Genomic DNA, 17,243 nt, shown 5'->3' with positions numbered 1-17,243 from the left:
TGTCGGTGTGGGAGTTGTTCCTGCCGTTCATGATCGGCGCCGAACTCGTGATCGCCGAACCGGGACGGCACGGCGACGCCGACTACCTCTCCCAATTGGTCGTCGGCCGTGGGATCTCGGTGATGCACTTCGTGCCGTCGATGCTGGCGGCATTCGTGGACGCACTGGGTGCTGATCGGCTTGCCGCGCTGACGAGTGTGCGGGTGGTGTTCACCTCGGGTGAGGCGTTGACGGTGCGCCCGTCGCAGGCATTGCTGGCGGCTCTGCCGACGGTACGGTTGGTGAACCTGTACGGACCGACCGAGGCTGCGGTCGATGTCACCGCATACGAGGTCGGCCGTGGCGACACCGTCATCCCGATCGGTGTGCCCGTGCCCAATACGTCCACGCTGGTGCTGGACGCCCGGCTGCGTCCGGTGCTGCAGGGCGTGCCCGGTGAGTTGTATCTCGGTGGTGTGCAGGTGGCGCGTGGCTACGCCGCCCAACCCACGCTGACCGCTGAACGTTTCGTGGCCGACCCGTACGGTCCGGCGGGCAGTCGTCTGTACCGCACAGGTGACCTGGTGAAGTGGAACCAGGTAGGTGCGATCGAGTACCTGGGCCGCACCGACTTCCAGGTGAAGTTGCGTGGTCAGCGTCTGGAACTCGGTGAGGTCGAGGCGGTGCTCGCCGATGCGCCGGGTGTGGTGCACGCGGCCGCGACGGTGGTCAAGACCGTTGCCGGTGCCGAACATCTGGTCGGTTACCTGGCGCCGGCGGGCGTCGATGCCGACGCGGTGAAGAACTTTGCGGCACAGAAGCTTCCGGAGTACATGGTGCCCACCTCGTGGGTGCTGTTGGAGGAGGTGCCGCTGAACTCGGCCGGCAAACTCGACCGCCGCGCACTGCCCGCACCTGTCTTCGGCGACGGTGACGAACAGTACGTCGCACCGCTGGGTGCCGCCGAGGAACTGCTCGCGTCGGTGGTTGCCGGACTGCTGGGCCGCGAACGGGTATCGGTCACCGAGTCCTTCTTCACACTCGGCGGCGACTCGATCATGTCGATCCAGCTGGCGTCGGCGATGCGCGCCGCCGGATTCGACCTGTCGCCGCGACAGATCTTCGAACACAAGACCGTCCGCGACATGGTCCGGGCGATGGCCGGCGACGGCGTCCGCCTGCCCGAGTTGGCCGAACCGGCCGGCGGGGGAGCGGGCGCGATCGTCCCGTCGCCGGTGGTGCGGTGGATGGCCGAATTCGCCGACGATCCTGCCGATTTCGCCGACTTCAACCAGTCCATGGTGCTCGCCGCGCCTGAAGGCCTGACCAGCGCCGTGCTGCGGCGTCTGGTCAATGCTCTGGTGGCACACCATCCGATGCTGTCCGCGCGCCTCACCGGTTCCGATGATATCTGGGAATTGTTCGCGGGCAATGACTTCGATGCCGACACAGCGGTCAACGCGGTCGTATCCGAACACGCTGCGGGCACCGACGGCTTCGATGCCGACCTGGTCGCCGCGCATGCCGGTGCCACCTCGCGACTGGACCCCGCACAGGCCCGGCTGGTGCAGGTCGTCCTGCTGACCGGTGCTGACGGCGCCGGTCGCATCGTCGTCGTCATCCATCACCTCGGCGTCGACGCGGTGTCGTGGCAGGCGATCATCGAGGATCTGATGACGCTGTGGGCCCAGCACGAGACCGGGCACGAGCTGCGGCTGCGTGACACCACCACCTCACAGCGGGCATGGAACGCCGCACTGGCCGCACGTGCCGGACGCCGCGAGCATGAGTCCGCGTACTGGCTGGCCCGTCTTCCGCAGCGGCCCACCGACTTCGGCGCCGCACCGGACCGTACCCGCGACCGGATGGCCGGTTCACGCACCGATTCCTTCACCCTCGCCGAGGGCGTGGCGGACGCGCTGACCACCACGGTGCCCGATGCGTTCGGCGCCACCGTCAACGACGTCCTGCTGGCGGCGCTGGCCCGGGCGGTACGTCGCTGGCAGCGTGACCGCGGCATCACCGACGATGCCGCGGTGTCGGTGCTGCTCGAAGGCCACGGCCGGTACGAGGACGTGCTGGCGACCGGTGACGATGCGGTCCGCGCCGACCTGTCGCGGGCGGTCGGCTGGTTCACCACCATCGCCCCGGTCAGCCTCGACCCCGCCGACGGCATCGTGCACGCGGTGAAGGCGGCCAAGGAAGAACGGCTCGGCCAACCCGACTCGGGCGTCGGATTCGGCTGGCTGCGTTATGGCGAGAACGCCGAACTGGCCGCCCGCCCACTGCCGTCGATCCTGTTCAACTACCTCGGTGCGGGTGCCGGCGGTCCGGGATCGTCACAGCAGGTCGCATTCGCTGCGGTCGACGCCCCGGCACTGCCCGCCTCGCCCGCGGGGGCGATGGCCGCGCAGGCCGTGCTCACCATCAACGCGAGCATCGGTTCCGGCAGCGGGGGTCGTGCACTGCACGCGGGTGTCAGCTATCCCGAGACGGTGCTGCCCGCAGCGGACGTCGCCGCCGTGATGGGCTACTGGTCGGACGAATTGTCAGCGGTCGCAACCTATGTGGCCGACGGCAAGCCTGTCGGGCTGTCACCGTCCGATGTTCCGGGAGTGGCGCTGCGCCAGAGGGACATCGACGCGCTCGCCGCACAACATCCGGATGCGGATCTGTGGCCGCTGTCGCCGCTGCAGGGCGGACTGTACTTCCAGTCCCAGGTCACCGGCGGAACCGACGTGGATGTGTATGTGGCACAGGCGGTTCTGACCCTCGCCGGGGTCGACGCCGCACGTCTGCGGACGGCTGCGGAGTCGCTGCTCGATCACCATCGGGTGCTGCGTTCCGGTTTCGTGACCACCGCGGGTGGTTCGGTGGTGTCGTTCGTGCCGAGGCATGCCGAACTGCCGTGGACCGAGATCGACCTCACCGGAACAGACAGTGCGGCGGTGACCGCGCGCATCGACGACCTGGTCACGCAGCAGCGGGTGCTGCCGTTCGATCTCGGCGTTCCGCCGCTCATCCGGTTCGTGCTGGTGCGCGACGGTGATTCGGCCACACTCATCGTCACCAACCATCACACGATCCTCGACGGCTGGTCCGGTCCGCTGGTGCTGGCCGACATGCTGGCCCTCTACGCCACCGGTAGCACCTACACCGATCAGGTGTCCGGTGGTGCGACCGGTGACTTCGGTGACTACCTGCGCACCATCGCCGGCCGCGATGACGACGCAGCACTCGCCGCGTGGCGGCAGGTGCTGGCACCCGTCGAGGGCCCGACCCTGGTGGCCGCCGGCCAGCAGGCCACCGCCGATGCGATGCCGCGCGACCTCGAAACCCTGCTCGACGCGGACCTGATCGCGGACCTGGAAGCAGCGGCCCGCGCGGAGGGCGCGACCCTGGCGACGGCATTGCAGGTGGCGTGGGCCATCTTCCTGTCGCGGAAGACCGGCAACCAGGTGGTCACTTTCGGTGAGACCGTCTCCGGGCGCCCGGCCGATCTTCCGGGTGTGGAATCGATGATCGGTCTGTTCATCAACACCCTGCCCGCAGTGGTCGACGTCGACCCGGACGCGAGCATCGGGCAGGTGCTGCGCAAGGTGCAGGCCGACAAGGTGACCGTGCTCGACCACCATCACCTGAGCCTGCCGCAGATCGCGAAAGCCGTTGACGCACAGATCGCCTTCGACACGATCGCGGTGCACGAGTCGTTCCCGGTGGACGCCGAATCGCTGGAAAGCGCCGATGCTTCTGCTACTGGTGGTTTGGCGATCGCCGGTGTTGAGGTCAGCGACTCGACGCACTATCCGCTGAACATGGTCACCGCTCCGGTGGCCGACGGCGTCGTGATGCGGCTCAAGTACCTGCCGTCGGTGTTCACCGCCGAGCAGGTCGAAGGCTTCGCGGGCGCGGCGCTGCAGATCCTGCGGACGATCGCGGCCGATCCCGCGGTGTCCACCGCCGACGTGTCGTTGCTGACCGACGCCGACCGTGCGGTGCTCGCACAGTTGCCCGCACCGATCATCGACACCGCACACACAGGCTCGTCGCTGGTTGACTTGTTCACCGAAGCAGCTGCGGCACATCCTGATTCGGTTGCCGTGTCGTGCGGTTCCGAATCGTTCACCTATGCGCAGCTCGCCGAGCGCACCGATGCCGTTGCCACAAGTCTGCGGGAGCGCGGTGTCGTCGTCGGTGATCTCGTGGGCGTTGCCACCGCGAGGTCCGTCGATGTGGTCACCGCGATCGTCGGCGTCCTCAAGGCGGGTGCCGCGTATCTGCCGCTGGACGTGACCAACCCGATCGGCCGCCTGCAACACATCGTGTCCGACTCGGGTGTATCCGTGGTGCTGACCGATACATCGACCGACGGGCACCCGCTGTGGGATGCGCTGGGGGCCGACGTGGTGGTCGCCGACATCGGCGAGGTCGCGAAGGCGGCTGCTTCGTCTTCGACTCCTGTTGCGGTGCTGCCGGATTCGCGTGCGTACGTGATCTACACGTCGGGTTCGACCGGTCTGCCCAAGGGCGTGGAGGTGACGCACCGGGACGTGGTGACGTTGCTCGACGCCACCGCGGGTGACTTCGAGTTCGGCGCCGACGACGTGTGGACGATGTTCCACTCGTACGCCTTCGACTTCTCGGTGTGGGAGTTGTGGGGCGCGTTGTTCTACGGTGGCCGGTGTGTGATCGTCGACCGCGATATCGCCCGGGACGTCGATGCGTTCGTCGAGCTCGTTGTGGCCGAAGGTGTCACGGTGCTCAATCAGACGCCGTCGGCGTTCTATCAGCTCATCGATGCGCGCCGCCGTAACGAGAACCCCTGGGCTGTCCGGTATTTCGTGTTCGGTGGAGAAGCTCTGAGCTTCGAGCAGGTCCGTCGCTGGTTCGATCTGTTCCCCGGCGATCCGGCCCGGCTGGTCAACATGTACGGCATCACCGAGACCACGGTGCACGTGAGCTTCCGCGAACTCGACCGCGCCGCCGTCTCCGCCGACGATGGTTCCCTCATCGGACGGCCGTTGTCGTCGTTGGGTATTCACGTCCTCGACGCGCGGTTGCGGCCGGTTCCGGTGGATGTTCTCGGTGAGATGTACGTTGCCGGTGGCCAATTGGCTCAGGGCTACCTCGGGCGTCCGGATCTGACCGGCACGCGGTTCGTGGCCGATCCGTTCGGCGAACCGGGATCGCGGCTGTACCGTACCGGCGACGTCGCGCGCCGGGTGGGCGGTGGGGATATCGAGTATGTGGGCCGCGCCGATACCCAGGTGCAGTTGCGTGGCTTCCGCATCGAATTCGGTGAGGTCGAGGCGGGCATGCTCACCGCCGACGGGGTGGTCGGTGCGGCGGCTCGCATCGTCGGCGGACCGTCCGGTGACACACTCGTGGGTTACGTGGTCGCCGATACCGGCGCCGACGTCGACCCGGTCGCCGTGCAGGAGTCCGCGGGCCGGGTCGTGCCCGCGTACATGGTGCCCACCGTCGTCCTGGTGGTGGACGCACTGCCGCTGACCGCGAACGGCAAACTCGATCGTGACGCGCTACCCGAGCCCGACTTCGGTTCCGTCGGTGATGCTTTCGTGGCACCGGTCACACCCGGCGAGGCAGCTCTGGCGGACGTGTTCGCCGAGGTGCTCGGCCTCGACGAGGTGAGTGTCACGGCCTCGTTCTTCGACATGGGTGGCAACTCGCTGTCGGCGATGCGGCTGGCCGCCCGCGCCGCCGACGCGCTCGGTGTGGCGGTGTCGGTGCGTGATGTGTTCGCAGCACCCACCATCGGTCTCCTGGCGCAGTCGGTGGCGGGCAATGCCGCCGCACTGGCCCCGGTCGTACCGGTCCACCCACGCCCGCAGCGCATCCCGTTGTCGTTCGCCCAGCAACGGGTGTGGTTCATCAACCGGTTCGATCCGACGGCGGCGACCTACAACATTCCGGCGGTCCTGCGCCTGACAGGCTCGCTCGATGTGGATGCGTTGCGGCAGTCCGTGATCGACGTGCTCGAACGCCACGAGGTACTCCGCACGTCGTTCCCGTCCGACGACGGCGTGCCGTTCCAGCAGGTCGGCGACATCGCCGAGTTCGACGCCCGCGGCATCTGGCGGGTCGTCGACTCCGACGACGCGCTGTTCGCTTCGGCGACTGCCGGTTTCGATGTGACGACGCAGTGGCCGTTGCGGGTGACCCTTCGTGACGCCTCGCCTAGCGGTTCGGCTCCTCAGGGAGCAGGGGAGGACGATACCACCTTCTTGATCCCTGAGGCCGATGCGACGAAGGAGCGAGGGTCGCGAAGGGTCCGGCGAGACGAGCACCATGACGCCACCCCGGCCGGCGAGTACCTCCTGGCGGTGGTCGCCCACCACATCGGTATCGACGGTGAGTCGATGCTGCCGCTGGTGACCGACATCGTCGCCGCGTACACCGCGCGCACCCAGGGCGATTCACCGTCCTGGACCCCCTTGCCGGTGCAATTCGCCGACTTCGCGATCTGGCAGCACGAGGTCCTCGGGTCCGCTGACGATGCCGAGTCGGTGATCGGCCGCCAGCTCGGCTACTGGCGCAAGCAGCTCGCAGGCCTGCCCGACGTGCTCGATCTGCCCGCCGACCGGCCACGTCCGGCCGTCGAATCGCATCGCGGTGCGCGGGTGCCGTTCGAGATTCCGGGTGAGGTCGGCGACCGCATCGCCGCACTCGCCCGCGAGCGTGGCATGACCCCGTTCATGGTGATGCACGCCGCGTTCGCAGTGCTGCTGGCCAGGCTGAGCACCACCGATGACATCGCAGTGGCCACCCCGGTCGCCGGCCGAGGCGACCGGGTGCTCGACCCGCTCGTCGGCATGTTCGTCAACACGCTCGTGTTGCGCACGCAGGTCGACCCGGGTGAGTCGTTCGCCGGTCTCCTCGACCGGGTACGGGGCACCGACCTCGATGCGTTCGGTCACGCCGAACTGCCGTTCGAGACGCTCGTCGAGGCCCTCAACCCGGTGCGCAGCGAGGCGTTCGCCCCGCTGTCGCAGGTGATGCTGTCGTTCGATCCGGGCGCATCCGCTAACGACGCCGACGTGTCGCTCGGCGACCTCACCATCACCCCGGTGACCACGCCGCTGGTGACCGCGCAGCTCGACCTCAGTGTCGAGGTGTGGTCGGCCACCGGTGGCGGCGCGTGGACCGGTTCGGCCGAGTACGCCACCGATCTGTTCGATGAGGTGACCGTCGCCGAGTTCATGCGGCGCTTCACCCAACTGCTCGACGGCCTGACCGCCGACCCGGACGCCGCTGTGGGCGATGCCGGCATGCTCGACGCGGCGGCATCCGATCGGGTGCTGTCGGTGTCCCACGGGCCTGTGCTCGACGTCCCGGATACCACCACCGTCGCGGCGATCACCGCCCGGATCGCGGCGATCCCCGATGTGGTGGCCGTGGAGTTCGAAGGCCGTCAGGTGACCTACGCCGAACTCGGCTCACGCATCAACCTGCTTGCCCGCGAACTCATCTCGTCCGGGGTGGGCCCCGATACGGCCGTCGGAATCTGCGTCGAACGCAGCGTGGAGATGATGGTCGCCATCCACGCGGTCCTCGCCGCAGGTGGCCAGTTCGTGCCCATCGACACCGAGGCACCCGCCGATCGTGTGGAGTACATGCTCAGCATCGCCGGAGCATCGGTCGTTCTGCTGACGACCGCGGACGATGAGCGGTTCTCGGCCGTCCGCACCGTCGTCGTTGATTGCTCGGGTCCGGTGGACATGTCGGCGCCGGCGATCACCGATGACGACCGCATCGCGCCGGTGCGACCGGACAACGCCGCCTACACGCTGTTCACGTCGGGTTCGACCGGCCGGCCGAAGGGCGTGACGGTCTCGCATGCGGCGCTGTCGAACATGCACGCCTGGTTCGGCGATGTCGTCGGCGAGCGCGACGATCACGTGGTCATCGTCAAGACGCCGTACACCTTCGATGCCTCCGAGCTCGAACTGGTGTGGCCGCTGACGGTGGGGGCGCGGGTTGTGATGATGCGTCCCGACGGGCATCTCGATCCACGGCACATGCTCGACATGCTGGCCGATCATCAGGTCACCTGGACCCAGTTCGTGCCGTCGGCGCTGTCGGTGTTCCTTGAGGTGAAAGCCGATGCGGGCCGCGAGCTTCCGGCACTGCGGACGCTGATCACCGGTGGCGAGGCGCTGCCGGTGCCGGTCGCCGAGACCGTGCAGCGGGCGCTGCCCGGGGTGGACATCGTCAACCAGTACGGACCCACCGAGGCCACCGTCCAGGTCACCGAACACGTGCTGCGGCCGGGCGACGCGACCGTGCCGATCGGCCGGACCGGCGCGAATACCTCACTGCTGGTGCTGGATTCACGTCTGCATCCGGTGCCCGTCGGGGTGTCCGGCGAGCTGTACACCGGTGGCGTGCAGGTCGCACGCGGCTATGCGGCGCAGCCGGCGCTCACCGCCGAACGGTTCATCGCCGACCCGTTCGGCGAGCCCGGCACGCGGCTGTACCGCACGGGCGACCTCGTCCGGTGGAACGCCGCCGGCGAGTTGGAATACCTGGGCCGCACCGACTTCCAGGTCAAGCTGCGCGGTCAGCGCCTCGAACTCGGTGAGGTGGAATCGGTGCTGGCCGGCGCGCCGGGCGTCGTTAACGCCGCGGTGATCGTGGCCGCCACCGAATCCGGTGTCGAACACCTCGTCGCCTACATCGCCCCGGACACGGCCGACCTGGATACGGTGAAAGCCGTTGCGCAGCGCTCCCTTCCGGCGTACATGGTGCCGTCGGTGTGGATGCCGCTGGCGCAGATGCCGCTGAGCAGCGCGGAGAAGGCCGACCGCAAGGCCCTCCCGGCGCCGGTGTTCGACGCGGTCACCGAGGCGTACACCGCGCCGGAGACCGACACCGAAATCGCGCTGGCCCGGGCCTTCGCCGATGTGCTCGGTGTGGAACGGGTCGGCGTCACCTCCTCGTTCTTCGACCTCGGCGGCAACTCACTGTCGGCGATGCGCCTGGCCGCCCGCGCCTCCGATGTCCTCGGCGTCGAGGTGTCGGTGCGGGACGCGTTCGGTGCGCCCAGCGTGCGTGAACTGATCGCGGCGGTCGCCGGGAATGCGTCGTCGCGGGCTCCGATCGTCGCGGTCGACCCACGGCCGGAACGTATTCCGCTGTCGTTCGCCCAGCGCCGGATGTGGTTCGTCAATCAGCGCGACACCACTTCCATCGCCTACAACATCCCGACAGTCCTGCGGATCACCGGCGACCTCGATGCGGGCGCCCTGCACCGGGCGTTCGTCGACCTGGTCGTGCGGCACGAGGCGCTGCGCACTACCTTCCCGTCGCACGGGGGTGCGCCGTACCAGCAGATCGCTGCGGCATCGACGGTGCCGCAGCTCCTCGACTGGGCGGTATCGGACTCGGCCGCGGACATGGAAAGTGCTGTCTCCCAAGGGTTTGACGTCACGAACCAGTGGCCCATCCGGATCCGGCTCGTCTCCGCCACACCGGGCGAACATCTCCTGGCCGTGATCGTCCACCACATCGCCTCCGACGGCGAGTCGGTGACCCCGATGCTGACAGATCTGATCACCGCATACACTGCGGAAAACGCCGGGCACGCACCGGTGTTCAGGCCGCTGGCGGTCCAGTACGCCGACGTCGCCCTCTGGCAGCATGAGCACCTGGGCAGCCCCGACGATCCCGCCTCGGTGGTCGGCCGCCAATTGGGTTACTGGCGTGAACAACTCGCCGGTCTTCCCGACGTCGTCGAGATCCCGACGGATCGTCCGCGTCCGCCGCGAGCGAGCGGACGCGGCGCTCAGGTCGGGTTCACCATTCCCGCCGCCACCGCCGCCCGCATCGACGAGGTATCGGCGCAGGCCGGCGTCACCCCGTTCATGGTCGTGCACACCGCGCTCGCGGTGCTGCTGGCGCGGCTGTCGTCGACCTCCGACATCGCGATCGGCACACCGGTCGGCGGACGCGGACAGACGGGGCTCGACCCGCTCATCGGTATGTTCGTCAACACGCTCATCCTGCGGACAGGTGTCGAACCGGGCGCCTCGTTCGAACAGATACTGGTACAGGCCAAGTCGGTCGACCTCGACGCCTTTGCCAATGCCGACATCCCGTTCGACGAGGTGGTAGAGGCCTGCAACGTGGTCCGGTCGGACGCGTTCGCCCCGTTCACCCAGGTGTGGCTGACGTTCGAGCAGACGGCCCTGCCCGAACTGGCCGGATCGGACCTCGCGGTCGGCGATGTCGCCGGCCTGCGCATCGAGTCGTTGGCCGCCGGCGAGGTACCGGCACGCATCGACCTGCTGGTCGCGGTGTCCCGGAACGAAGACTCCCGGGACAAGGCAGCCGACTGGACCGGCTCGATCATCTACGCGACAGACCTGTTCGACGAGTCGACCGTCGAATCCTTTACCGGAAACCTGTTGCGGATCCTCGACGCCGGACTCGGTGATCCCGGAGAGACGGTGGGGAGTATCACCATCAACGAAGGACCATCAGTGGCGGAACTGGCGAAAGTGGCCCGCGCCAGGGCGACCGAACAACCGGTCGTTTCCAAGGACATCGCCGACTCCGATGCCGCGGTCATCAGCGGACCCGGCACCGCTCCGGTGCTGCTCGGGCAGATGTTCGCCGACGTGGCGGCCAAGTCGGGCAAACGCCCCGCCGTCATCGACGCAACCGGCACCACCCTCACCTACGGGCAGCTCGATGAACGCTCCAGCCGACTCGCCCGCTGGCTCATCGCCCGCGGTATCGGCGCCGAAAGCCTTGTCGCGCTGGCCATCGGCCGGTCGGCGGCGCTGCTGACCGCGATCTGGGCGGTCGCCAAGACCGGTGCCGGATACGTGCCGATCGACCCCGACTACCCCGCCGACCGCGTCGCGAACATGGTGGAGGACTCCGGCGCGATCCTCGGTCTGACCGCGGGCGACACCGGCGACCTGCCGGGCGACGAGTTCGCCTGGGTGCGGATCGATGACCCGGCCGTCGCCGGCGAGATCGACGGCTGCGACGCGGCCCCGGTGGCATCGGAGGAATTGGTGCGACCCGTCCGCACCGACAATGTCGCGTACGTGATCTACACGTCCGGATCCACCGGCCGACCCAAGGGCGTGTCGGTGACACACTCGGGTCTGGCGAACTTCGCGGCCGAGGAGATCGAACGCGCGGGCGTCGACCGGTACTCGCGGGTGCTCGGGTTCGCATCGCCGAGCTTCGACGCGTCCGTCCTGGAGTACCTGATGGCGACCCGCTCCGGGAGCGTGCTGGTATACCGGCCGTCCGATGCGGTCGGCGGCGAGGTCCTGCAGGAGTACATGGCGCGTCAGGGGATCACGCACACCTTCCTCACGCCGACCGTGCTCTCGACGCTCGACCCGGAGGCGCTGTTCGCGTTGCGGGTGGTGTACGCCGGCGGCGAGGCGGTCAGCGCGGCACTCAAGGACGAATGGGCGGCCTGCCGTCGTATCCAGAACCTGTACGGCCCCACCGAAACCACCATCGGTGTGGCGATCAGCGAGCCGATGGAGATTGGGGAGCCGGTCAGCCTCGGCGGTCCCATCGAGGGCGTGGCACTCATGGTCCTCGACAGCAGGCTGCGGCCGGTGCCGGTCGGTGTGACCGGCGAGTTGTACGTCGCCGGCCGGGCTCTCTCGCGCGGCTACCTCGACCGGCCCGGACTGACGGCCGACAGGTTCGTCGCCAACCCGCACAGCGGAACCGGCGACCGTATGTACCGCACCGGTGATGTCGTGCGGTGGCAGCTGGACGAGTCCGGCGCACCCGTCATCGAGTACTCCGGCCGTAACGACGACCAGGTCAAGCTGCGTGGTCTGCGCATCGAACTCGGCGAGATCGAGGCAGTCCTCAACGAGCATCCCGATCTGCATTCGGCCGTCGTCATCGGTGTCGGCGGACAGGTGGCCACGGCGCTGGCCGCCTACGTGGTCCGTGCCGACACCGACGCCGATATCGACATTGCCGAGGTGAAACGGTTTGTCGGCGAACGGCTTCCGGCGCACATGGTGCCGGCGTCGATAACGGTGCTGGATTCACTGCCGCTCACCCCGGTGGGCAAACTCGACAAAGCGGCCCTGCCGGAACCGGTGATCGAGGCGGCCGAGTACATCGCGCCCGAAAGTGCGGCCGAGGAGGCTGCCGTCGCGGCATTCGCCGAGATCCTGGGCGTCGACCGGGTGTCGGTCACCGAATCGTTCTTCGACATCGGCGGCAACTCGTTGTCGGCCACCCGGGTGGCGGGGCGGGTGTCCGCGGCGCTCGGGGTGGAGGTGACCCTGCGTGATGTGTTCGAGGCCCCGTCGGTGCGGGAACTCGTCGCGGCGGTCGCCGGACATTCGGCGGCGCTGCCGCAGGTGGCCGCGGTCGTTCCGCGGCCCGAGCGGGTTCCGTTGTCGTTCGCGCAACAACGCATGTGGTTCCTGAGCCGGTTCGACCCCGAGTCGCCCACCTACAACATCCCGGCCGTGGTGCGGCTCGCCGGTGCGCTCGACGTCGGTGCGCTGCGGGCGGCGATCGTGGATGTACTTGTGCGGCACGAGGTTCTGCGGACCACGTTCCCCGATGTCGACGGTGCGCCCCACCAGTTGATCGCCGCGCCGGAGACGGTGACCGACGAACTCGACTGGCAGGTCGTCGATTCGGCGGCCGAGATCGAGTCCTCGCTGCTGACCGGGTTCGATCTGACACGGCACTGGCCCGTTCGGTTCCGGCTGCTTCGTGATGGTGAGAGCTATGTGTTCGCCGCGGTCGCGCACCACATCGCCGCCGACGGTGAGTCGATGCCGCCGCTGCTGACCGACATCGTCACCGCCTACGCGGCCCGCGCAGAAGGCCGGACACCAGAGTTCGCCCCGCTGCCGGTGCAATTCGCCGACTACGCGATCTGGCAGCACGACGTTCTCGGCTCACCCGACGACCCCGAATCGGTGGTCGGGCAACAGCTCGCCTACTGGGCCGAGCGGCTCGCCGGGCTCCCGGACGTCCTCGAACTGCCCACCGACCGGCCGCGTCCGCCGATCGCCTCCCAGCGCGGTGCGGCCGTGACGCTGACCCTGCCGGAGGAACTGACCGCCGGCATCGATCAGTTGGGTATCGATGCCGACGTGACACCGTTCATGGTGTTCCACGCGGCGCTCGCGACACTGCTGTCGCGGCTCTCCGGTGCCGACGACATCGCCGTCGGTACATCGGTTGCCGGTCGTGGTCAGGCCGAACTCGACCCGCTCGTCGGCATGTTCGTCAACACCCTCGTGTTGCGCACCCAGGTGGACGGCGGCCGTCCGTTCGGCGACCTGCTGCGGCAGGTGCGCGACACCGATCTCGAGGGTTACGCGCACGCCGAGCTGCCGTTCGAGGCGCTCGTCGAGGCACTCAGCCCGGCACGATCCGAGGCGTTCGCACCGCTGGTGCAGGTGCTGCTGTTCTTCAGCAACGGTCAACCTGCACAACCGGTCTCGGTATCCGACATCACCGTGACGCCGCTTGAGGCACCCACCACCACGGCACGAGTGGATCTCACCGTCGGTGTCGCGGCCGCGCCGGGACAGCCATGGGAACTGACGCTGGAGTACGCGACGGACCTGTTCGATGAGTCGACGATGCGGGCGTTCGGCGAACGACTGGTGACACTGCTGGAGCAGGTCGTCGCCGATCCCGCGCGCGCCGCCGGTGACTACACGATCACGGTCGCCGCCGACACCGCTGCCGATCCGGTGGAATGGGGTGCCCGGGTGCAGGTGCCGGCCGGCACTGTCGCCGACGTGGTGGCCGCCGCAATCGCCAAGACGCCCGAGGCGACCGCGCTGTGGTTCGAGGGCCGCGAGGTCTCCTACCGAGAGTTCGGCGCCCGGGTCAACACTCTGGCGCGGCGACTCATCGAAGCCGGAGTGGGTCCGGAGTCGGCTGTGGCCGTTCGGATTCCGCGATCGGTGGAGATGATGGTCGCCATCCACGCGGTCATCGCCGCCGGTGGTCAATACGTGCCCATCGGGCTTGACACCCCGGACGACCGCGTGGAGTACATGCTGGAGACCGCCGGGGTGAGCACAATGCTGACCGGTGCCGACGGTCCCGCCTTCTTGATCCCTGAGGAGCGGTCGCGCGAGCTTGCGAGCCGGTCGCGTCACGAAGGGTCCGGTGAGTCGAGTACATGGGCCGGGGACATTCAGACCCTGATCGTCGACTGCTCGAGTGAGGTGGATCTGTCCACTCCGCCGGTCACCGACTCGGAACGGTTGTCGCCGTTGCGGATCGACCACGCCGTGTACACGTTGTTCACCTCCGGCTCGACCGGACGGCCCAAGGGCGTGACGCTCACCCACGACGCGGTGGTCAACCGGCTGTGGTGGGGCCTGGACGAACTGCCCATCGACGCGAGCGACACGGTGGTACAGAAGACGCCGTACACGTTCGACTGCTCGGTGCCGGAGTTGTTCGCGCCGTTGATGATCGGTGCGAAACTCGTGGTGCTGCGTGACGGCGGACATCTCGATCCGCTGTATGTGGCGGACGTGATCGAACGGACCGGGGCGACGATGGTGCACTTCGTGCCGTCGATGCTGTCGGTGTTCGCCGACATCGTCGGCCATGAGCGGGTGTCGGCGATGTCGTCGACTGTGCGCATCATCTCCACCACCGGTGAGGCATTGCCGCCGGCGCTGGCGGGTCAGGTGCGTTCCTGGCTGCCGGACGTGCTGTTCTACAACTTGTACGGTCCCACCGAGGCCGCCGTCGAGATCACCTACGAGAAGATCGAAGCGGTCAGCGGCGACGAGGGCTCGGTGCCGATCGGTGTGCCGGTGTGGAACTCGTCGGCCGTCGTCCTCGACGCCCGCCTGCACCGGGTGCCCGACGGTGTGCCCGGCGAGCTGTACCTCGGCGGTATCCAGTTGGCGCGCGGCTATGCGGCGCGCGGTGACCTGACCGCCGACCGGTTCATCGCCGACCCGTACGGTGAGCCCGGAACCCGGCTGTACCGCACAGGTGACCTCGTCCGGCGCCGCCGCGACGGCGTGCTGGAATACCTGGGCCGCACCGACTTCCAGGTGAAGCTGCGCGGTCAGCGCATCGAACTCGGTGAGATCGAGTCGGTGCTGGCGTCGGCGCCGGGAGTGGTGCACGCCGCCGCCACAGTCGCCGACGGGCCGGGTGGTTCGCAGCATCTGGTGGGTTACCTGTCCGGCGGACCCGGCCGGCGACCCGATGTCGAGACCGTGAAATCCCTTGCCGAGCAATCACTGCCGGTGTACATGGTGCCGACGGTGTGGGTGGTCCTCGATGACATCACCCTGAACTCGGCGGGCAAGCTCGACCGAAAAGCGCTGCCCGAACCGGACTTCGCCGATATCGAAGCCGAATACGTTGCGCCCGAATCCGATACCGAAGTCGCACTGGCGCAGGTGTACGCGGATCTGCTCGGCGTCGAGCGGGTCGGCGTCACCGAGTCGTTCTTCGACATCGGCGGCAACTCGCTGTCGGCGATGCGCCTGGCCGCACGGGCCGCGGAAGTACTCGGCGTGGAGGTGTCGGTGCGCGACATCTTCGACGCGCCGAGCGTGCGGGAACTGATCGTCGCCACCATCGGTCGCGGTGCCGCACTCGCGCCGATCACCAAGGCAGACCCGAGGCCGGCCCGGATTCCGCTGTCGTTCGCGCAGCAGCGGATGTGGTTCATCAACCAGCTCGACCCGGCGCTGCCGACGTACAACATCCCGGCGGTCCTACGGTTGACCGGTGATCTCGACGTGGCGGCCCTGCGGCAGGCGGTGATCGACACCGTCGAACGACACGAGGTGCTGCGCACCACCTTCCCGATCGCCGACGGCCTGCCGTACCAGCGGATCGACGACATCGCGCTGTTCGACTCTCGCGGTGTCTGGCAGACCGTCGACACCGACGACGATCTGTTCGCCGCGGTGGCGTCCGGATTCGACGTGACGTCGGGCTGGCCGATCCGCGTCGCCTTGCGTGCGAGCGTTTCGGGCGATTACCTGCTCGGTGTGGTGCTGCACCACATCGGTGCCGACGGCGAGTCGATGCTGCCGTTGGTGACCGATATCGTCACCGCCTACACTGCACGGGCGCAAGGTGATTCGCCGCAGTGGACACCGCTGGAGGTCCAGTTCGCGGACTTCGCGATCTGGCAGCACGAGGCGCTCGGCTCCGTCGACGACGCCGAGTCGGTCACGGCGCGTCAGCTCGGATACTGGCGTGAGCAGCTCGCCGGTCTGCCCGACGTGCTGGAACTGCCCGCCGACAGGCCGCGTCCGCAGGTCGCGTCGTATCGGGGTGCGGATCTGGAGTTCGCGATCCCCGCCGATATCGCCGACGGCGTGTCGCGGGTCGCGAGCAGTCGCGATGTCACGCCGTTCATGGTGGTACACGCGGCATTCGCGGCGCTGCTGGCCCGGATGGCCGCGACCAACGACATCGCGGTGGCCACCCCGGTCGCCGGGCGTGGTCAGGCCGTGCTCGATCCGCTGGTCGGCATGTTCGTCAACACCCTCGTGTTGCGGACCGCCATCGAGTCCTCGATGTCGTTCGCGCAGTTGCTCGATCGGGTACGCGTCGATGATCTCGACGCGTTCGATCATGCCGACGTTCCGTTCGAATCCGTCGTCGAGGCGATCGATCCGGTGCGCAGTGAGGCGTTCGCACCGCTCGCACAGGTGATGCTGTCGTTCGATCCGGGGGCGTCGGTAGCCGGTGCGCAGGTGTCCCTGGCCGGGTTGGAGATCGCGGCGGTGGAGCCGCCGCTGGTCGCCGCGCAGCTTGATCTGCGGATGGTGGTGGCATCGGCCGACGCCGGTAACCCGTGGTCGGGTGCGGTCACCTATGCGACGGATCTGTTCGACGAGTCGACGGTCGGCGATCTGGCCGACCGGTTCGTGCGACTGCTCGGTGCACTGGTCGCCGATCCTGCCGTCTCGATCGGCGATGCGCCGCTCCTGGATCCGGCCGAACGGACCGGCCTGGTGGATCGTTCGGTGGGTGCCGGGGTTGTGGTTCCTGCTGGTTCGGTTGCCGATGCTGTTGCGGCGCAGGTGGTTCGGTCTCCGGATGCGTCCGCCCTGTGGTTCGAGGGGCGCAGTGTCTCCTACGCAGAACTGTCGGCGCGGGTGAGTGTTCTTGCCCGTGAGCTGATTTCGTTGGGTGTGGGTCCGGATGTGGCGGTGGGGGTGTGTATCGACCGCCGCATCGCGATGGGGGGGGGGGTTCATGCGGGGGGGGCTGCTGGGGGG

Annotated in this window: 1 protein-coding gene; it reads left to right on the top strand. The window is 68.3% G+C overall.

The window, feature by feature from the left end:
* Positions 1–17,243 (top strand): non-ribosomal peptide synthetase (locus Q0627_RS03460; protein ID WP_298807709.1); only part of this gene is annotated, 17,243 nt, incomplete at both ends.

This window comes from uncultured Gordonia sp., from assembly GCF_937858515.1.
Lineage (GTDB): Bacteria > Actinomycetota > Actinomycetes > Mycobacteriales > Mycobacteriaceae > Gordonia.
Note: the sequence above shows the minus strand (reverse complement) of the source record. Positions and strands in the feature narration are given on the sequence as shown.